Below are 19325 nucleotides of genomic sequence, written 5' to 3'. Positions count from 1 at the left end.
CTTGGGGCAACCCGCACACCCATCAGGAGCGCTCATGCCCCATCCTCATGCCAAAGGCCACCCCGGCGGCCCCCCGCCCGGCGCCTATGCCGACGGCACCCCGGCCCTCAGGCTGGTGGCCTGGGAGACCACCCGTCGCTGCAACCTCTCCTGCCTGCACTGCCGGGCCGGGGCCGAGAACGAGTTTTATCCCGACGAGCTGACCACCGCCGAGGGCGAGGCCTTTCTGGACGACCTGGCCTCCATGGGCAAGCCCATCGTGATCATGACCGGGGGCGAGCCCCTGTTGCGCGAGGACATCCTGCACCTGGCCCGCTATGGCCACGAGCTGGGCCTGCGCATGGTCATGGGAACCAACGGCACCCTGCTCACCCCGGAGAAGGCCCGCGAGCTGAAGGAGGCGGGCATCAAGCGCCTGAGCATCTCCATCGACGGCCCGGACGCGGCCAGTCACGACCAGTTTCGCGGCCAGGCCGGAGCTTACCAGGGCTCCCTGGAAGGCATGAAAGCGGCCACGGCGGCGGGCCTTGAGTTCCAGATGAACACCACCGTCACCCGGGGCAACCTGCCCCAGGTGGAGGCGATCCAGGAGAGCGCGGTGGATCTGGGCGCGGTGGCCCACCACATTTTTCTGCTGGTGCCCACCGGCCGGGGCCGGGCGCTCACCGAAGAGATCATCAGCGCCCAGGAGTACGAGGACGTGCTCAACTGGTTCTGCGACAAGCGGGGCCAGGTGCCCCTGGAGCTCAAGGCCACCTGCGCGCCCCACTATTTCCGCATCATCCGTCAGCGGGCCAAGGAGACCGGAGAGAAGCTGAGCTTCGAGACCCACGGCCTGGACGCGGTGACCAAGGGCTGCCTGGGCGGCCAGGGCTTCGCCTTCGTCTCCCACGTGGGCGAGGTGCAGCCCTGCGGCTATCTGGAGCTGAGCGCGGGCAACATACGCCAAAAGCCTTTCAGCGCCATCTGGCGCGAGGCCCAACTATTCAAGGAACTGCGCGACCCGGACCTGCTCAAGGGAAAGTGCGGCCTGTGCGAATACCGCAGGGTATGCGGCGGCTGCCGGGCCCGAGCCTATGAGGTGAGCGGCGACCATTTGGCCGAAGAGCCGCTGTGCTTGTATCAGCCACCACGCGCGCAACAGCAAGGGAGTTAAGCATGGCAAGCAAGAACGGTTGGCTGTGGGCGGTCGGTCTCAGTCTGGTCCTGGGCCCCCCGGCCCTGATGCGCACCAAGAGCGCCCCCGCGGAGGAACCCGCGCCCCAGCCCCAAGCCGAGGCCGAGGCCGCGCCCGCCCAGGAGGCCGCCCCGGCCCCGGAAGGCGCGCTCAAGGGCAACGTGAAGTCCAAGTCCTTCCACCAGCCCGGCTGCCGCTACTACGACAGCCCGGACTGTACGGCCGTGTTCGCTGAGCGCCAGGAGGCCCTGGACGCGGGCTACAAGCCCTGCAAGGTGTGCAAGCCTTAGGGAGAGAATCATGCGGCTCCGGCGCGCCCTGATCGCCCTGCTCCTGGTCATGCTCTGGGCCGGTGTTGCCGGGGCCCAAGGCGAGCGCCCGGCCCCGCCGCCGGACAAAACGGCTGCCGGGCAAGCCGCGCCGAGCGTGGTGTACCACGGCAACCTGCGCTCGCATAAGTTCCACCGGCCCGAGTGCCGCTATTATAATTGCAAGAGATGCACGGCCCGCTTCAACAGCCGGGAACAAGCCATCCGGGCGGGTTACGTGCCCTGCAAGGTCTGCCGGCCCTGACCGGCCAATACGGGAGGCAAAGGAACATGCCGCGCAAGATCGCCCTCGTCCTGGTGGCCCTGGCCCTGGTCATCGGCCTGGCCGCCCCGGCCCTGGCCCAGACCGCGCACATCCATTTCGTGGTGGTGGCGCCCAAGCCCGGGCCGGGCATGAGCCCCCTGGAATACATGGCCGGCTTCCGCAAGGGTTTGGTAACGCTGGCTGGCGGCTACACCGAATGGGGCCCCACCCAAGGCGCGGTGAGGGACCTTGGCGGAATCAAGCGCCAGGACAACTTCTCCTACCTGGTGGCCGCGGACCGCGACCTGACCAAGGAGCTGGTGTCCCTGGTCAGGCAATTCTCCGACGCCAAGCGGCCCTTTGTATTGCACTGGACCGGCACGGCCAGCATTCCCCTGGGGAAGTGACCCAAACATGAGCCATCACCTGGACGACACGGACAAGGCCATCCTGCGGGCGGTGCAGTCGCGCCTGCCCATTGATGAGCGCCCCTTTGCCAAGCTGGGCCAGGAGCTGGGCCTGAGCGAGGACGAGGTGCTGGAGCGCCTGGCCGCCCTGAAAGAAAGCGGGGTCATCCGGCGCATTGGAGGCAACTTCACCTCCACCGCCCTGGGCTTTGCTTCCACCCTGTGCGCCGCCCAGGTGCCGGAGGACAAGTTCGAGGCCTTCGTGGCCACGGTGAACGCCTACCACGGGGTGACCCACAATTACCGCCGGGGCCACGACTACAACGTGTGGTTTACCTTCATCGCCGAGTCCATGGAGGACATCGAGGCCAACCTGGCCCGGATCGCCAAGGACACGGGCGTGGACAAGATATGCTCCATGCCCGCCAAGGAGATGTACAAGATAAAGGTGGACTTCCCCGTATAAGTCCTGCGCAGTCTTTTTACGCGAAACTCATCTTTTTTCGATCAGATTAATTTGTGGTTTGGAATAACCAGACTAGGCAGGTCACCGGCACAGCCAGGCGGCGGCAGGCAAGGCGTCTGGCGAGCGACAGCCGGAGGCGTAGCTGAAACTACGGCGAGGCTGGAGCGATGCCAGCAACGCAGTATGCCGGCGTCTGGCGAAGCCGGCCGGTATTGTTAGATGGCCTTCTTCTGAAGCCCCTGCAGAACGCGCAGGGCGTGGCGGGCTTCGGAGCGCCGCTTGCGGGCCAGGTCCTCGGTCTTGTTTTTCAGGAAGACGAAGAGGTCTTCGCGGGCCTCGTCGTCCAGCAGGGCGATCAGCTCGGCCACGTCGCGGGCGGCCTCGGCCTGGGGCTGGGCCCCGGCGGGCAGCTCGTCGCCCCAGATCACCTGCTCCGGGCTCAGGCCGCAGATGCCCGCCACCCCGGCCAGCACCTTGTCGTGGGCCAGGCGCTTGCCGGTCTCGTAGCGGTTGTACTGGGCCTGGCTCAGGCCGAGCTGGTCCGCGAACTCCTTTTGGGTCCGTTCACCCCGGAGCTGCTTGAGGCGGCGGCCCACCCAGGCCGCTATGAGCGTGTGCGATTCCCGCAATGTGCACCCCTTTGCGGCAAGGCTATACCAAGCGGCCTCGCCGCGTAAACCCCCTACTTCAACTGCGCCACCCGCATCAAATCCTTTAGCCGCCCCGGTCCCACCACGGACAACCGGGCCAGCATCCGCTGAAAGACCATGGCGGTTATCAAGGCGTCGCCCAGGGCGGTGTGGCGCTCCGGGGTGGGGATGCCGAAGCGCGCGGCCAAGGACTCCAAACGGCAGGCCTTCTGGTGGCGGGCAATGCCGTAGGGATCGCCGGGCAACACGATGGCCTGGCACATGAGCACCGTGTCGATGATCAGGTTCTGCAAGGGAAAGCCGTAGCGCTCACGCATCACGTGGTTGATGAAGTGCAGGTCAAAGCGGGCGTAATGGGCCACCAGGATGTCGCGGCCCAAAAATCCCAGCCAGTCCTCGAACACCTCGGCCCCGTGGCGCGCGTGGGCGATCTTGTCCGGGGTGATGCCGTGCACCTTGATGGCCTCGGCCGGGATGTCCCGCCCCGGGTTCACCAACTCGGCAAAGCTCTCGCCCAACAGCGCCCTGCCCTGCGCGATGCGCAGCGAGCCCACGCTCACCACCCGGTCCTGCTCCGGGTCCATGCCCGTGGTCTCCAGGTCCAGCACCACGAAGCGGCACTGGTCCAGCGGCGTGCTGGGGTCCAGCCCCTCCAGCGCCTCCAGGTTGGCCTGGGCGTGCGGGTGCAAGCCGCGGCTCCGGGCGCGCTGCCGGGCCAGCAGGTTCCCCAGCCGGGCCTTGACCAGGCTCAAGGACGGGTCTCCACGGGCAGGTTCCGGTTTCCTAGGCGGTCTTGGCCACCACCCAGATGGCGTGCACCAGGCCGGGGATGTAGCCCAGAAGGGTGAGCAGGATGTTTAGCCAGAAGCGGCCGCCCAGGCCGGAGGACAGGGCCACGGCCAGGGGCGGCAGGATGATGGCCAGCAGGATCAGCAGAAAGCTGGCGCTGCCGGCGCGGGGCTCTCGGGGCTCCAGATAGTCGGCGGTCATGGCGGGTGCTCCTTGTATAGGTCGTCATTGGCTGCATATCAGCATAGCGCATCATGCGCCGCGAGATTAAGGGGGCTGCTGACGATCAACTCAAAACCCCTAGGTGATAAGCCTCGTTTGATAGCGCTGCTCCAACAGGCTCTGCAACTCGCTCACCACCTTGAAGGCCTCTTTGAGCATCTTGCGCTGGAAGTTGGTCAGGCTCTCCGGGTCCACGAAGTTGTCCGGGGTCTTCCCGGCGGCCCGCGCCTCCAGGTGCCGGCTGATGCGCAGCAGCGTAATAAAGCTGAAGGCCTCTTTCAGGTCCGCGGCCAGCTCGGGTTTGATGATGCCCCGCGCCTCTATGGCCGCCAGGCGCTCCAGGGTGTTGGTGGAGGTGATGCCCAGATCCAGGGCCATGACCCGTGCCCCGTCCACGATGGGCGTGAGGCCCGAAAGCTTCAGATTGAGTTGGTTGGCGTGCTCGCCGCTTTTCTCCACCACGAACTGCCTAAGGAACCCCAGGGGCGGGCGGTTGTACAGGGAGTTGGCCGCCATGTGCCTGAGGAACAGACGGTTCACCTCGATGGCCTCGCGCAAGGCCAGGCCCAGGGCCTCCAAATAGTCGGCCTCCGCGTATATCTCACGGAAGTCGAAAAAGATGCTGCCCAGGCGCAGGGTGGCGGGCTTGGGGTCTTGCACCCAGCGCAGGAAGGTGTTGCGCCAGCCGGTCTCGCTCTGACACCAGTCCGGGTTGGAGGCCATCACCCCGCCGGTGCAGCGCGGGAAGCCGCAGCGCACCAGGCCCTCCACCACCCGCTCGGCGAAGCCCAGGAACCAGGCCTTGACCCGGGTGGCGCTGCTTTCGGGCACGTTGGCGAAGATCAGGGCATTGTCCTGGTCGGTGCGCAGGGTCTGTTCGCGGCGGCCCTCGCTGCCCAGGGCCATCCAGCAATAGGGCACCGGCGGCCGCCCCTGGCCCCGGTTGTCCATGTCCTCCTCGATCAGCTCGATGAGCTTCACCGTGACCCGGTCGTTGAACTCGGTGACGATCTGGAGCATCTCCTTGGCCGAGCCGCCCATTTTGAGCAGCAGTTCCACCACCCGGTCGATGCTGGGATGCAGGCGCACCAGCTCGTCCACCGAGCCCACGTGGTCGATAGCCCTGACCACTCCGACGGGCGAAGAGCCGGTCATGGCCTGGAGATCGCGGTCGGATAGCACCCCCACCACGCGCTCGTCCTCGGTGACCACCAGGTGGTGCACCCCGTGGTGGCTCATGGCCAACAGCGCCTGGAAGGCATAGGCGTCCGGCGCGATGGTGTGGGGTGGGGTGGACATGAACTCGGCCACCGGGTCGTCCAGGCTGCGGGCCCTGAGCATCACCCGCACCCGGAAGTCGGTGTCGGTGAGGATGCCCAGGGGATGGCCGCCCTCCTCGGCCACCACGATGGAGCCCACCTGGCGCTGGGTCATGATGCGCGCCGCCGAACGCACCGGCATCATGGGCGCGCAAGTCACCGGATGGGCGCTCATCAGCTCGCCCACCGTGGAGCGCACCAGGGCCGCGCTGAGGCTCAGGCCTTCCAGGCCGGCCACGGCGGGCAGCTCGCAGGTCACCTGCTCGCGCACCGCGCGCAGATTCCTGGCCAGGGAGGCGGAGTAGCGGCTCTTTATCTCCGGGTGCTCGGCGCACAGGGCCAGAAAAGCATCCTTGGGCAGCTGGTAGCAGATCAGGTCTTCCCGGGCGCTCACCCGGAACATGGCCGAGCCGCCCTGGAGCATGGACAGGGCGCCGAAGGTGTCGCCCTCGCCGCGCTCGTCCACCAACAGCTCGCCGCCTTCGGCCTCGGGGTCGGGCAGGCTCACCCGGGCCGAGCCGCTTTGGATGAAATAGAGGTAGCCAGGGGTAGTGCCGCCCCGCTCCAGGATCACCTGGCCCCGGGGATAGAAGGCCACCTCCATGGCCGAAACCATGCGCTCCAGGGTGGCCTGGTCCAGGCCGTCAAAGGGGCTCACCCCGCGCACGAACTCCAGGATGCGCTGCCAGTGGAACTGTTCCATGCCCCTATGTTATGCGATTGGCCCCGCCAGGGGGCGCAAAAAAGGCCGGAGCCGCGTGGGCTCCGGCCTGATAGCAGGCGTTGTGCCGGATGGGGATCAAGCCCAGGCGTCGTCCAGCATGATGGTCTCTTCGCGGCCCGGGCCCACCGAGACCACGGCCAGGGGCGCGCCGGCCAGCTCGGCCAGGCGCTCCAGATAGGCCTGGCAGTTGGCGGGCAGCTCGTTGTAGGCGCGGCAGCCGGTGATGTCCTCGCTCCAGCCTGGCAGCTCCTCGTACACCGCGGTGCACAGCTCCAGCTGCTTGAGGCTGGCGGGCACCCGCTGGATCACCTCGCCCTGGCTGGTCTTGTAGCCCACGCAGATCTTGATGCTCTCCAGGCCCGTGAGCACGTCCAGCTTGGTCACGGCCAGACCGGTGATGCCGCTCAGGCGCACCGAGTGGCGCACCACCACCATGTCCAGCCAGCCGCAGCGGCGGGGACGCCCGGTGGTGGCCCCGAACTCGGCCCCCTTCTCCTGGAGCCACTGGCCGGTCTTGCCGGTCAGTTCGGTGACGAAAGGCCCGCCGCCCACGCGGGTGGTGTAGGCCTTGACCACGCCCACCACCTTGTCCAGGCGGGTGACGCCCACCCCGGCCCCGGTGCAGGCCGAACCGGCCACCGGGTTGGAGGAGGTCACATAGGGATAGGTGCCGTGGTCGATGTCCAGGTGGGTGCCCTGGGCGCCTTCCATGAGCACGTTGCCCCCGTCGTTCAATATGTCGTCCAGCTCCACAGCCACGTCGGTGATGTGGGGGGCCAGACGCTGACCGAACTCCAAATACTGCTCAATGATGGGCTCGGCGGGGATGCCCGCGCTGTTCAGGTAGCCGGTGAGCAGGTAGTTCTTGGCCGCGCAGTTCTCCTCCACCTTTTCGCGCAGGGTGTCGGGCTCCAACAGGTCGATCATGCGCAGGCCCACCCGAGCGGCCTTGTCCTCGTAGCAGGGGCCGATGCCCCGGCCGGTGGTGCCGATGGCGCCCTCGCCCTTGGCCGCCTCGCGGGCGTTGTCCAGGGCCTGGTGATAAGGCATGATCACCTGGGCCCGCTCGCTGACGCGGATCTTCTCAGGCCCGGCCGCGATGCCCTTGCCCTCCAGCTTGGCCATCTCGGCCAGGAGCACCTCGGGGTCGATCACCACGCCGTTGCCGATGTAGCAGGCCTTGTCCTGGTGCAAAACGCCGGAAGGGACCAGATGGAAGATGAATTTCTCGCCGTCCACCACCAGGGTGTGACCGGCGTTGTTGCCGCCTTGAAAGCGCACGATGGCTTCGGCCTGTTCGGCCAGCAGGTCCACGATCTTGCCCTTGCCCTCGTCGCCCCATTGGGTGCCTAGCACCACTAGACAGGCCATGTTAAGCCTCCGAAAGGTATTAAAATTATCAGGGATGCAGCCCCCGAGTAACCTACTAGAGCCGCTGCCCTCTGTCAACGAGGGGCCCAAATTGCCGCCGGGGCCCCCCCGTGCTATAATCGCCCGAATCCACGCGGGAGTAGCTCAGCCCGGCTAGAGCGTCAGCCTTCCAAGCTGAGGGTCGCGGGTTCGAATCCCGTCTCCCGCTCCAAGTTTATTCGGGGGGTTGGCCTCAGAGGCTAACCCCCCTTCATTTTTTCAGCGGGAGATCGTGGGAAGCAACTAAACATACGCGCCCAGCTCGTGCAGCATGACCTGCCCCCGATCAATGTACCATTTCTCGAGTTAGGCCCTCTTTATTTTTCAGGTTAAGAAGGCCGGTGAAGATAGCCCGGCCGCCCTTTGGCAGGATGGCCTCCGGAGCAGGCGGCTGGTAGCCCAGGGACATGTGGGCCGGAAGGTATTGTACTCCACCCGCCAGTCATCGATGAGCACTTGGGCCTCCCTGAGGGTGTAAAAGATCTCCCGATTCAGGAGTTCATCCCTCAACTTGCCGTTGAAAGATTCGATATAGCCGTTCTCCCAGGAGCTGCCGGGCTCGATGAAGAGGGTCTTCACCCCGACTCGTTGCAGCCAGTTCCTTACCTGCTTGGCCGTAAACTCAGGACCATTGTCGCTCTTGATGTAATCGGGGATTCCTCAGATAAAGATCGGCCAGGCAGTGGAGCACGTCGTCCGACCTGATCCTGCGCTTGGTCAAAATAGCCAAGCTGCCCCGCTCGTACTCATCGATCACCGTAAGCATCTTCAAGGAGCGGCCATCATGGGTGCGATCAGCCACGAAGTCATAAGACCATACATGGTAGTCTCACACAGGAGCCGTCAGTCAGCCATAGCCTGCCTCCTTTGGGCTGCTTCTGGGGCACCTTCAAACCCTCCTGGCGCCAGATGCGCTCCACCCGCTTGTGATTCACCCGCCAGCCGTCACGCCGCAAAAGTGCCGTAATCCGACGGTAACCATAGCGACCATACTTGCTGGCAAGCTTGACGATCTCACCACGCAAGGCCTCTTCATCGTCTTTGATCTTAGGCTCAAGCCGCTGGGTGGACCTGGACTGGCCGATTTACCCTACAGACCCTTCTCTGGGAAACCCCCAGCCGCTGCTGCAAACGCTCTACGCATCGCCTGCGGCGCTGGGGGCTTAGAAGTTTCCCTTCTCGGCCCAAAATCCTAACTTAAAAATTGGACCGGGTTAAGGGGGGCAGGTCACCTGAGCGCCAGGGAAAAATTGCGCCGCCTAGATGGGTCCAAGCGGCTGGCCGAGGTGATCCAGAAAATCATATCCGTGGATGGAATCAAGGAAGAGAGGAAAGCCGACTAAGCCGAAATACAACTTTTGACATTAGCTCGGGAAAACCCCCTACTAAGTCCTCAAGAAAAAGCTACAATCGGCATGATCAATGTGCGGCGAAGTCTGACTCCTCATAGGGGGATGATTGTCTACCAGGTCAAATAAAATCCCCCCTACCAACGGGAGCCTATGGCCCCCTTCCCTGGATTGTGGGGGGGACGTCGATTATGCTTGGAAGGTTATTTTGGTCCCGGCCATATTCAGAATAAATTTATCGGGCATGGCGGCCTCAATTTGCATGGCGGCCTTTCTACCGGTGCAGTGAGTTGGCAAGATATAGTCTGGGTCTATCTCCTTAAGGGCCTCGATAGTCGGTTCGATTACCGGTTCAAAAAATTCACCGGAGAGATGAAAGCCGCCCATGATCGCATGGACTTTACTGACCCCGGTCACCTCACGGGCCCACTTCACCATATTTATGATTCCGCTATGAGCGCACCCCGCCAGGATGACCAAACCCTTGCCTTTCAGATGGCAAACCAGGCCCGAGTCGTCGTCGATAGCGTCCAGATGTTCCTCGTTGCCGTCATGGTGGCAAAAGCCGGGCAAACCGGTCTCAAAGGGAACTTGGCGAGGTACCCGCCCCAAAAAGAGCATGGTCTTGTCAAGAAGAGGATATGGCCCCTCCGACTTGATTAACAGCAGCCCCGCTTCTCTTACTTGTTCCTCGGTGAACTGCGCGAATTGGAGCAGGGTCCCGGCCGGGGTCTTCAAATACCGGTTGTTGATGAAGGCGGCGGGGTGAACCACCATGGGCACATTCCCTAAAAGTTTGGCGACTTCCGCGAAACCTCCGAGATGATCCGGGTGGCCGTGAGAGAGCGCCACGCATTCAATTTCAGCAAAATCGACCCCGAGGATTTCGGCGTTGTACACCGCACCGTGCTCGGAAAAGCCGAAGTCGAACAAGAGTTTTCTAGAGGTTTGACCGTCATCCACGGAAAGCACCGCGGAGTATCCGTGTTCAGCGGCTACGCTCTTGCGAAAATATCCGTCATCCAGGGGCATGGCCCTTTGGACCATATCGCTATTATCCTGGGCCACCATGTCCACGTAGTTGTCCAGTAGGGTCAATATTTCTATCTTTTCAATTCCCCGCAATATCTGAGCCACCTTGCATCCTCCGGATTAAAACATGGCCTCCAAAGGCCAGCCGGGCGCATTGCCCACGCCCGGCTGGCGATCTATGGCTAGATAAGGCCTATGACGCTACTTTGTAGTTCCTGAGAAGGTGATCGTAGAAGGCCTTCTCGGACACCATGCTCCAGGGGCCGATCTTGTCCCGGAACTTTTTGAAGCTCTCATGGGTCTTCTTGGCCATGGGGTCCTTGGCGGCCTCTTCCTCCAGGACCTCGTCGGCCAGCACCTTTAGCCCCTGCAGGACGTCGGGCGGGAAGGCCTTGAGCTGGACCTTGTAGACCTCCACCAGCTTGCGCAAGGCCCCGGAGTTGTCGGCTTCAAAGCCCGTGAGCATGCGGAAGTTCAGGGTCTGGGTAGTGTAGTCAAGCAGGGCCTGCAGGTCTTTGGGGAGCGAGTTGTAGGCCTCCGCGTTGAAGGTGGCCTCGCTAACGCTGCCCGGCTCGTGCCACCCCGGGTAGTAGTAATAAGGAGCCGCTTTGTACAAGCCCATTTTCATATCCAGCAGGGGGCCAACGAACTCGGCGGCGTCGATAACGCCGCGCTCCAGGCTGGTGAAGATTTCGGGAGGCGCGGTTAGGGTTACGGTGCCGCCGGCCTTGGCAACCACCTTGCCGCCCAGCCCGGGGATGCGCATCTTGAGGCCCTTGTAGTCGTTCATGGTCTCGATCTTGCGCCGGAACCAACCGCCCATCTGGAAACCGCAGTTGCCGGCCACGCGCGGAATCAAGTTGAAAGGCTTGTAGGCCTCTTCCCACAGCTGCAATCCGCCGCCATGAAAATGCCAGGCGTTCATGCCCTGAGCGTTGAGGCCAAAGGGCACGCACGCGAACCACTGGGAAGCGGGGACCTTGCCGGCCCAGAAATACGGCGTGCAATGAAAGGCTTGATAGGTGCCGCTTGAGACCGCGTCAAAAATACCAAAGGCAGGGACCAACTCGTTGGCGGCGTAGACTTTGATTTTCAGGCGGCCGTCGCTCATCTTGTCGACCATCCTGGCCCATGCCTCTGTCTCGGTCTGCAGATAGGGCATGTTGGGGCCCCAGGCGGTCACCATTTTCCAATGGTAGCGCTTCTTGGCATGTACCGCAGGAGCTCCGACAATGACGCCAGTCGCTGCGGCTGCACCGATTCCTACCTTCTTTAGGGCTTGGCGTCGGTTCATTTTTTGTCCTTTCTCGCTGGAGATTTCCTCTTTCCGTCGTGTCATGTCTGCTCCTTGCTCATTATAGGTTCAGGCCTATGTTGTTAACGCTAAAGGTCAACAGGTTAAGAGTTGGCTGTTTCGACCATATTTTTTAGGGGCCGAACACAACCTTAGGCAGCCAGGTAGCCATTGACGGAATCAATACAACCAGTGCTATTCCTATTAACTGCAAGACAATAAAAGGGACCACCCCTCTATATAATTGGAGGGTGTCAATCTCCGGAGGAGCGACTCCTTTGAGGAAAAATATCGAGAACCCGAAAGGAGGTGTCATAAATGAGCACTGAAGGTTTAAGCCAATAAGCAGAGCTATCCACAATGGATCGAAATCGAACGAGATCAACATGGGCGCCAGCATCGGCAAGAATATGAAGGATATTTCGATAAACTCCAGAAAGAATCCCAGAACGAATATTATGACCATGATAATGGCCAAGAAGACCCAACGAGAGTGCGCCTCAACTATTTGACTAGCAAAATCCATGAGGATTTCGTCCCCGTTCAGGGCCCTGAAAACCAAGCCAAATGCCCGAGCTCCTATAATTATAGTGAAAACCATGCAGGTTAAATTCGTGGTTTCCAGCGTGACTTCTTTGAGCATTTTATAGCTGAATTTTTTGTTTATAATTGAAAGGACAATAGCGCCAACCGCACCTACCGAAGCGGCTTCCGTAGGTGATGCGATGCCTGCGAAAATGGAGCCCAACACCAATACGATAAGGATTAATAGCGGCAGAAGGGTTTTTAGGACTCTTTGAAAAACTTCGGCATTATTGCTAACCCCCAGCTTGCTCCGGTCGACTGCGGGGGCAACACCTTTGGCTTTATTTGAGTAGATGATAATGTAAATAATATAGAGTCCGGATAGTATCAGGCCGGGCAAAACTGCGGCCATAAAAAGGTCGCCCACCGGGATTTGAATTATGTCAGCCACCACCACCAGCACTAAGGAAGGTGGGATGATCTGCCCCAAGGTACCCGAGGCCATGATGGTCCCGGTGGCAAGTTCAGGTTTGTAGCCATGGTTCAACATGGCAGGCAAGGCAATGAGCCCCATAGTGACGACAGTCGCCCCCACGATACCCGTGGAGGCGCCCAATAAAACTCCAACCACCACTACCGAGATTGCCAACCCACCCTTGAGCTTGCCAAACAAAAGCCCCATGGTTTCCAGTAGGTCTTCGGCCAGCCCAGATCTCTCCAGGGCCATTCCCATAAAAATAAACAGAGGGATCGCCATGAGTACCACGTTGGTCATGGTGCCCCAAGCCCTGAGCGGAATGGCTAGCAGTTCTTGGTATCTGAATCCTGTGATGTCTTGAAAAAATATGCCTAGCAGGCCAAACACCAGCGCAGTCCCCAAGAGCCCGAAAGCGACAGGGTACCCGCGGAGGATTAATACAGTGAGCACCACGAACATCCATAGCGCCAAATATTCGGTTATGAACTCCATGAGTTTCTATTGCTCCTCAGTGCTGTCATCGCCAAATATGGTTACTATGCTTGAGAGAACGACAGAAAAGCCCTGCAATAAAAGAAATAAAAACCCTATTGGCAGAGTTGATTTAATGATAAATCTCAACGGAATGCCTCCAGGATCGCGAGAGTGCTCCAATACTTTTATGGACTCCCATATCCAAGGCAACGAAGTCAAAATAATCATCACGCATCCTGGAATTAGCAGGAAAACCGTGCCCAACAAATTGATCCAGGCCTTTTTCTCCTTGCTTGCATTCTGATAGAAGATATCGACCCTTACATGACTATCTCGTTTAAGGGTGTACCCGGCGCCAAACAGGAAAGCCATGGCGAAAACGTGCCATTCCAATTCCTGCATAAAGACGTAACTGGTATTGAACAAGTAGCGCATGACCACGTCGCAGAAAACAACGCCTACTAAAAGCGTTGTAAGCCATGACGACCAATGGCCTACCCGTTCATTTATTGAATTTAAAGCGGTTACAATTCTCTTTAAGCCATTGAAATTCGTTCTATTGATGTGAGCTTCCATTTCGCCGGCATCCCGCTTAAAGGTTCAGTACCTTTTCGTCTCTATCGGATTCTTGGCATCAGTCGTTTAGCAGCTGATTCAGCTTGTCCAGCTCGCCGGAAACCATATTGTAAGAATGCTCCGCAGCGGGAAAAGCAACTTCCTTAACCTCTTTGACGTAGGTCTGAAAAGCATCCACAATTTGGTCGCCAAGGTTGGCATATCTTTTGACGAACTTGGGCGTGAACGCCTTAAAAATTCCCAACATGTCCGCGCAGATCATCAGCTGCCCATCGGCATGCATGCCGGCCCCGATGCTGTAGACCGGTATATCCAGCCGATCGCGGATGATCCGGCAAACCTCCGGCGGAACCGCCTCCACCAGCAGCGAGAAAGCACCGGCCTCTTGAATGGCTTCGGCATCGCGGATCAAGTCCATGGCCGAGGCCGCCGTGGTGCCCTGGGCCTTGAAGCCTCCCAGTTGGCCGGAGCTCTGCGGGGTAAGTCCGATGTGCCCCATGATGAGCATACCTGCGTCCGCGATGGCCCGGATTTGGTCGCAAACTCTTATCCCACCCTCCAACTTCACCGCGTCCACCATGGCCTCTTTATAAAACCGGCCCGCGTTCAACACGGCATCCGAACTGGTCGTCTGGTAGGAAAGGAAAGGCATGTCTCCGATGACGAAGGTCTTGGGCGCCGCCCTGCGCACCGCTTCACAGTGCATGATTGCCTGGTCAACGGTGACCGGGATGGTGCCCTCGTAGCCGTACACGCACATACCCAGGGAGTCCCCGACCAGGAGCATGTCCATGCCAGCCTTTTCGGCGAACTGGGCGGTGGGGAAATCATACGCGGTCACCCAAGCCACAGCCTTTCCCTCATTTTTCATACGCTGCAGATCAATTCGGCTAAGCTTGGCCATGTTGTCGATTCCTTTCGCGATGGTATCCGTGGGGCAGTGTGTTCACAATGCGAACACACCATTTATTATGTGGTACTTTTATAGCCTAGATATATTATGGTGTCAATCTCCAAAATCACATTGAGATTGAATTGTTATCTATACGATTTTATTGGTTTATAAGCTGTTTTTTGCTTGTTTGACAAAGCAATTTTTAAAGGTTATAAATTGATCGGCAATTTCACAATATGGATGGTGCTTTTAATTGGTGCACTTAAAATGACAGCAAAGGCCCGGACGCTTCTCGGCGGCAAGGCCCCAAATTGGGACTAAACTATACTTTTGTATACGCCAAGGCCAAACTTCTGATATAGGCTCTAGCGGTTTATTCTGTTTTTATATTGTTTTCTCATCCCAAGCCGGCTTGCAGGTCGTGCTATACCTTGAGGAAGTACGTACCCGACAAATAGCAACGCACCGATGTTCTACTGTTTTCTCTTTTTTAGTCGCCTTTGACAGTTCAACGAAACGCTACATGCAAGGGAGTAATATTATGGATCAAAATGAAACCGATAAAAATAAACCCTATTACCGAATTGGTTCCTTGGAGAAAGGATTAATGGCTTTGGAGTTGTTGGCGTTACAAGGCCCCTTAACTGTTTCCCAACTCGCCAAATTGCTGGGGTTTAATCGTAGTGCCGTCTATCGCTTTGTCGCTACGTTAAGAGACATAGGATACGTAGCTCAGGAGGGGGATGGTAAATTCAGAACTACGTTGCGTATGTTTAGCTTTGGGCGATTAGTGGTCGACAGGCTGGAAATCCGAGATCTGGCCAAGCATGTCATGTTGGAGCTCAGTGCGGAATTCGGTGAAACGGTTAATCTTGGTTGCATTGAGAATAATGAATTGGTGGTAGTAGACTTGGTCAAAAGCCAAAAGCCGCTTAAATCAGAGTTGCCGCCCGGTAGCCGAGGGGCTGCGCACGCCACTGCCCTCGGCAAAGCAATTTTATCTTTTTCCGATGAAGAAACAGTCTCTTCCTATATCAAAGGTTATGGGACACTCACGCAGAGGACTCCCAATACGATTTCTTCCATCAAGGTATTTCGCGCAGAGTTGAAAAACATTAAAACCCAAGGCTTCGCCGTGGATGATGAAGAATGGGCCGAGGGTATACGATGCATCGCAGTCCCTATTTTCGACTACACCCAGAAACCGGTTTACTCCCTAAGTATTTCTGGCCCCACCCAAAGAATGACCAAAACAGCTATATACCAAATGCGGTATCGCTTAAACGAATCTTCAATGCAGGTATCAAAACTACTTGGTTATGATGTGACAATTGATTGATTTTACCAGACAGAGCGTCGCCCCCCGGAGACAAAGACTGCGCGTTATAATCGCGCATCGCCCACCAAATATTATTACTGGATTAGGGGCTATCCTAAGCATTTTTTTGCCATAATTTTATTTTTCCAACACTATCCCCAACAGGCGCTTTCGTTTCAGGTCTTCCACCTATGCTACTATCTGGTTTGTTTGGGCATAACTCCATCATCAATTAATGGAGTCCCCGGCAATCCTGGGGCGGTTCATTTTTGATCTAGGCGCTGCTATCCAAAAGGACCTCATTAGGTCCTGTCCGCCTCTCTTGGCTAAGCTTTTAAACCATGGAAGACGAAGATGGGGGCTGTAGCAGAATCAGATGATTCTGCTCAGCTTCGTGGCAGATTACCGCATCAGGTTTCGAGCGCGTCGGAAATTTTAGAAGTCCAACGCGGCAATCTAGCCGTTGATCAGGCTGCCTAGATAGGTCAGCAGCTTGTCCCGGTCGAGGAGCTCCTGATGCACCGTGGCGGTTAAGCCACGCAACTCATCTTTGAAGTTCTGGATCACGACTTGGTTGTCGGTGGTGAAGCCGGTTAGCTTGCCGGTGCGCGGGGTCTGGAAGCGGTGGGGAGGCAGGCGGGTGATGAGCAGCTTCTCGTTCTCGCCGGTCTCGGGCAGAGGCATCTTCAGCACAAAGCTGAAGGTGGGGCAGGAGTTGATCAGGAACAACTTGAAGTTGTCGTAGCGCATGAGGAAGTCGCGCACTTGCTCCAGATGCTTGATGCGCCAGCCGCGTTCCACCGGGTCCGCACAGTGGCGCAGGTACTCTTCCAGGCAGTGGCGGCAGATGTAGTTTTCCACCGGGTGGGCCGCAGCGCTGCGCTCCAGGGCCCGCAGGCGCTCCCGCCCGATGGTCTCCACCAGTTCGCCGTATATAGGATGCTGCTCCGCCAGGCGCCGCTCGGAGTAGAGGCGGTGGCCTTCGGCCCGCAGGCACACCGTGGGCTCGGAGCTGACCACCACATGGCGGCCGGGTAGGCGCTCGGCCGAGAGCATCATCAGGTCCAGGGAGTAGCGGTCGCGCACCGGCAGCAGGGCCGAGGTGATGTTGCCCTTCTCGGCGGTGGCCAAGAATATGGGGATGTCCTGCATGGACAGGGGAGCCCGGTCGAAGATGTTGAGCATCTGGTCGGTCTCGCCCAGGTTCAAGTTCAGGGCCACGGCTAGGGAGATGAGCTTGTCCCGGGCCACGTTGGCGATGATGCCCTGCTCCAGGTCGCGAATGTAGGTGTTGGACAGGCCGGATATCACCGCGACCTGGTTGCGGGGCATGGGGTTTTTGGCCAACAGATCCCGGATGTACTCGGCGCTGGCCTGTTGACGGTCGTTCAAGGTATAGCGACTCCCCGGCTGGTGGTGTTTGCTCCTTCCATAGTATGCCGGGCCTTTTTTGTCAATGAAACACCTATCCTCGACCGGGGGGTTAAATATAAAAATAATGATTCACAATAGTTAAACTAATTAAAACTAAAATATTAAATGTATTTAAAATAATATTGTTGACACGCTTAAAATCGATTTGCTAACAACCATGGAAACCAATGCGCGGCCGGCCCCGAGCTGCCGCTTTTCCCCCGACCGCCCACCCTGCCCGGGAGATGCTCTTCATGAAGGTTCTCTTCTCGGTGGAAGACCATATCGCCCACATCACCATCAACCGTCCCGAGGTGATGAACGCCATGGACCCGGAAACCTATCACCTGCTCTCCGAGGCTTGGTGCCAGGTGCGCGACGACCCGGAGATCTGGGCGGCAGTGGTCACCGGCGCGGGCGACAAGGCCTTCACCGCCGGGGCGGACCTCAAAACCACCATCCCCCGCCAGCCCGAGAAGTACGAGTTCTGGCAGACCCAGAAGGACCAGATCCTCAACCGAGGCCTGGAGGTGTGGAAGCCCATCGTGGCCGCGATCAACGGCTACTGCCTGGCCGGAGGCATGACCCTGCTCCTGGCCACCGACATCCGGGTGGCCTGTGAGGACGCGGTGTTCTCCATCCCCGAGGTGAAGCGGGGCATCCTGCCGGCCAACGGGGGCACCCAGCGCATCGCCCGCCAGCTTCCCTACGCCGTGGCCATGGAGATGGTGCTCCTGGGGCGGCGGCTCAGCGCCGAGGAGGCCCTGCGCTTCGGGCTGATCAACAAGGTGGTGCCCCGCGAGAAGCTCATGGAGGCGGCCGACGAGTACGCCCGGGCCTTGGCGGCCAGCCCGCCCCTGGCCTTGCAGGCCATAAAGGAGCTGGTGGTGCGCTCCCAAAGCATGAGCCTGGACGAGGGCATCCGCCTGGAGACCACCATCTTCGAGCTTTTGAAAACCACCGAGGACGCCAAGGAGGGGCCCAGGGCCTTTGCCGAAAAGCGGCCCCCGGTTTGGCAGGGAAAGTAGCGGCGGGAGAGAGCCATGTCGGTGTTCGCCGAACTCAAGGTTTTGGACATGAGCCACGCCCTGGCCGGCCCCTTCTGCGGGATGCTCCTGGCCGACTTCGGGGCCTCGGTGCTCAAGGTGGAGCATCCCCACGGCGACCATTTCCGTCCCCTGCTGGGCGGGGCCTACCACGCGGCGGCTAACCGCAACAAGCGCGACATCTCCCTGGACCTTAAGAACCCGGCTGCGGTGGAGGTGGTCAAGAAGCTCATAGCCGAGTCCGACGTGCTTGTCGAAAGCTTCACCCCCGGCGCCATGGATCGCCTGGGCTTGGGCTGGGAGGCGGCCCGGGAGATCAACCCCCGCCTGATCTACTGCTCCATTTCCGGCTTCGGCCAGACCGGGCCCTACAGCAACCTGCCCGGCTACGACGTGGTGGCCCAGGCCATGTGCGGCATCATGCTCTGCACCGGCCACGACGACAGCCCCCCGGTGCGGATCGGGGCCTCCTGGATCGACACGGGCGCGGGCATGTACACCGCCCTGGCCGTGCTCAAGGCCCTGTTGGAGCGCCAGGAGACGGGCCAAGGCCAGCGGGTGGACATCAGCCTGCTGGACACCGCCCTGTCGTGGATGTCGCCGCTGATCGCCCGCTATTCCATGAACGGCGACCTGCCGGTCCGGGCCGGCTCGGCCCTGCCCGCCTTCTCGCCCTACCAGGTGTTCAAGGCCTCGGACGGCTATCTGTTCATCGGGGCCTCCACCGAGCGCTTCTGGCAGTCGCTGCTGGGGGTGCTGGGGAGGCCGGAGCTGGCCCAAGACCCGCGCTTCATCACCAACCAGGACCGGGTGGCCCACCGCGACGAACTCACCGGGCTTATCGAGCAGGCCCTGGCCTCGCGCACCCGCGACGAGGTGGTGGCCGAGATTCGCCGGGCGGGCATCCCCGGCGGGCCGGTGCTGGACGTGGGCCAGGTGCTGGACGACCCCCACGTGCAGGCGCGGGGAATATTGCAGACCCTGGAGCATCCGGACCTGGGGCCCATTACCCAGGTGAAGACCCCCATCGCGGCCGACGGTTACATGCCCGAGGTGCATAGCCCGGCCCCGGCCATCGGCCAGGACACCCGCCAGGTGCTGGCCGAGCTGGGCTACGGCCTTGATGAAATCGAGGCGCTTTTGGCCTCGGGCGCGGCCACCGCGCCGGAAAAGGAATGATTATGCAAA

21 protein-coding genes and 1 tRNA gene are annotated in these 19325 nt (G+C 60.0%); 9 read left to right on the top strand and 13 right to left on the bottom strand.

Features of this window, described 5'->3' with window-relative positions:
* Nucleotides 1–34: 34 nt before the first annotated feature.
* The 5 genes from ahbD to KQH53_16620 are packed head-to-tail and all read left to right on the top strand — an operon-like array spanning nt 35 to nt 2623.
* Nucleotides 35–1156, top strand: coding sequence for a heme b synthase (gene ahbD, locus KQH53_16640; GenBank protein ID MCB2228310.1), 1122 nt, complete (start codon nt 35–37; stop codon nt 1154–1156).
* Between the two features lie 2 nt (nt 1157–1158).
* Complete coding sequence (locus KQH53_16635; GenBank protein ID MCB2228309.1) at nt 1159–1467, top strand: hypothetical protein; 309 nt, start codon at nt 1159–1161, stop codon at nt 1465–1467.
* A 10-nt stretch (nt 1468–1477) separates the two neighbouring features.
* A complete protein-coding gene (locus KQH53_16630; GenBank protein ID MCB2228308.1) occupies nt 1478–1750 on the top strand; it encodes a hypothetical protein in 273 nt (90 codons plus the stop codon).
* 26 nt (nt 1751–1776) lie between these two features.
* A complete protein-coding gene (locus KQH53_16625) occupies nt 1777–2157 on the top strand; it encodes a hypothetical protein (GenBank protein MCB2228307.1) in 381 nt (126 codons plus the stop codon).
* A gap of 19 nt (nt 2158–2176) precedes the next feature.
* Nucleotides 2177–2623, top strand: a complete 447-nt coding sequence (locus KQH53_16620) for an AsnC family transcriptional regulator (GenBank protein MCB2228306.1) — start codon at nt 2177–2179, stop codon at nt 2621–2623.
* Between the two features lie 215 nt (nt 2624–2838).
* Here the strand turns inward: KQH53_16620 and KQH53_16615 are convergent, their stop codons facing one another.
* The 5 genes from KQH53_16615 to KQH53_16595 form a co-directional block, all read right to left on the bottom strand.
* Nucleotides 2839–3252, bottom strand: a complete 414-nt coding sequence (locus KQH53_16615; protein MCB2228305.1) for a helix-turn-helix transcriptional regulator — start codon at nt 3250–3252, stop codon at nt 2839–2841.
* 53 nt (nt 3253–3305) lie between these two features.
* A complete protein-coding gene (locus KQH53_16610; protein ID MCB2228304.1) occupies nt 3306–4025 on the bottom strand; it encodes a 3'-5' exonuclease in 720 nt (239 codons plus the stop codon).
* A gap of 31 nt (nt 4026–4056) precedes the next feature.
* The gene (locus KQH53_16605; protein ID MCB2228303.1) at nt 4057–4263 is read right to left on the bottom strand and encodes a YqaE/Pmp3 family membrane protein; all 207 of its coding nucleotides are present in this window, start codon (nt 4261–4263) and stop codon (nt 4057–4059) included.
* A gap of 99 nt (nt 4264–4362) precedes the next feature.
* Nucleotides 4363–6306: a CBS domain-containing protein gene (locus KQH53_16600; GenBank protein ID MCB2228302.1), complete on the bottom strand. Its 1944-nt coding sequence runs from the start codon at nt 6304–6306 to the stop codon at nt 4363–4365.
* Between the two features lie 96 nt (nt 6307–6402).
* Nucleotides 6403–7698: an adenylosuccinate synthase gene (locus KQH53_16595; protein ID MCB2228301.1), complete on the bottom strand. Its 1296-nt coding sequence runs from the start codon at nt 7696–7698 to the stop codon at nt 6403–6405.
* A gap of 133 nt (nt 7699–7831) precedes the next feature.
* Between KQH53_16595 and KQH53_16590 the strand changes: the two genes are divergently transcribed.
* Nucleotides 7832–7909: transfer RNA gene (locus tag KQH53_16590), tRNA-Gly, on the top strand.
* Between the two features lie 152 nt (nt 7910–8061).
* On the opposite strand, the gene KQH53_16585 is transcribed toward KQH53_16590, so the two are convergent.
* The 7 genes from KQH53_16585 to panB form a co-directional block, all read right to left on the bottom strand.
* The gene (locus tag KQH53_16585; protein ID MCB2228300.1) at nt 8062–8316 is read right to left on the bottom strand and encodes a transposase; all 255 of its coding nucleotides are present in this window, start codon (nt 8314–8316) and stop codon (nt 8062–8064) included.
* 227 nt (nt 8317–8543) lie between these two features.
* The gene (locus tag KQH53_16580; GenBank protein MCB2228299.1) at nt 8544–8762 is read right to left on the bottom strand and encodes an IS3 family transposase; all 219 of its coding nucleotides are present in this window, start codon (nt 8760–8762) and stop codon (nt 8544–8546) included.
* Between the two features lie 513 nt (nt 8763–9275).
* Complete coding sequence (locus tag KQH53_16575) at nt 9276–10223, bottom strand: MBL fold metallo-hydrolase (GenBank protein MCB2228298.1); 948 nt, start codon at nt 10221–10223, stop codon at nt 9276–9278.
* Between the two features lie 88 nt (nt 10224–10311).
* On the bottom strand, nt 10312–11280 hold the full coding sequence (locus tag KQH53_16570; GenBank protein ID MCB2228297.1) for a TRAP transporter substrate-binding protein: 969 nt from the start codon (nt 11278–11280) through the stop codon (nt 10312–10314).
* A gap of 265 nt (nt 11281–11545) precedes the next feature.
* The gene (locus KQH53_16565) at nt 11546–12907 is read right to left on the bottom strand and encodes a TRAP transporter large permease subunit (protein MCB2228296.1); all 1362 of its coding nucleotides are present in this window, start codon (nt 12905–12907) and stop codon (nt 11546–11548) included.
* Between the two features lie 6 nt (nt 12908–12913).
* Nucleotides 12914–13465, bottom strand: a complete 552-nt coding sequence (locus tag KQH53_16560; protein ID MCB2228295.1) for a TRAP transporter small permease subunit — start codon at nt 13463–13465, stop codon at nt 12914–12916.
* A gap of 58 nt (nt 13466–13523) precedes the next feature.
* The gene (panB, locus tag KQH53_16555; GenBank protein MCB2228294.1) at nt 13524–14369 is read right to left on the bottom strand and encodes a 3-methyl-2-oxobutanoate hydroxymethyltransferase; all 846 of its coding nucleotides are present in this window, start codon (nt 14367–14369) and stop codon (nt 13524–13526) included.
* A gap of 532 nt (nt 14370–14901) precedes the next feature.
* Between panB and KQH53_16550 the strand changes: the two genes are divergently transcribed.
* Nucleotides 14902–15699, top strand: coding sequence for an IclR family transcriptional regulator (locus KQH53_16550; GenBank protein ID MCB2228293.1), 798 nt, complete (start codon nt 14902–14904; stop codon nt 15697–15699).
* 435 nt (nt 15700–16134) lie between these two features.
* Here KQH53_16550 and KQH53_16545 read toward each other — a convergent pair whose 3' ends face one another.
* Nucleotides 16135–17070 (bottom strand): helix-turn-helix transcriptional regulator, encoded by a 936-nt coding sequence (locus KQH53_16545; GenBank protein MCB2228292.1) that lies wholly within the window; start codon nt 17068–17070, stop codon nt 16135–16137.
* Between the two features lie 275 nt (nt 17071–17345).
* Between KQH53_16545 and KQH53_16540 the strand changes: the two genes are divergently transcribed.
* Together KQH53_16540 and KQH53_16535 are read left to right on the top strand one after the other, a co-directional pair.
* A complete protein-coding gene (locus tag KQH53_16540) occupies nt 17346–18119 on the top strand; it encodes an enoyl-CoA hydratase/isomerase family protein (GenBank protein ID MCB2228291.1) in 774 nt (257 codons plus the stop codon).
* Nucleotides 18120–18134: 15 nt separating this feature from the next.
* Nucleotides 18135–19316, top strand: coding sequence for a CoA transferase (locus KQH53_16535; GenBank protein MCB2228290.1), 1182 nt, complete (start codon nt 18135–18137; stop codon nt 19314–19316).
* The last annotated feature ends 9 nt before the right edge of the window (nt 19317–19325 follow it).

It is taken from the genome of Desulfarculaceae bacterium, from assembly GCA_020444545.1.
In the GTDB taxonomy this organism is placed as follows: domain Bacteria; phylum Desulfobacterota; class Desulfarculia; order Desulfarculales; family Desulfarculaceae; genus Desulfoferula.
Note: the sequence above shows the minus strand (reverse complement) of the source record. Positions and strands in the feature narration are given on the sequence as shown.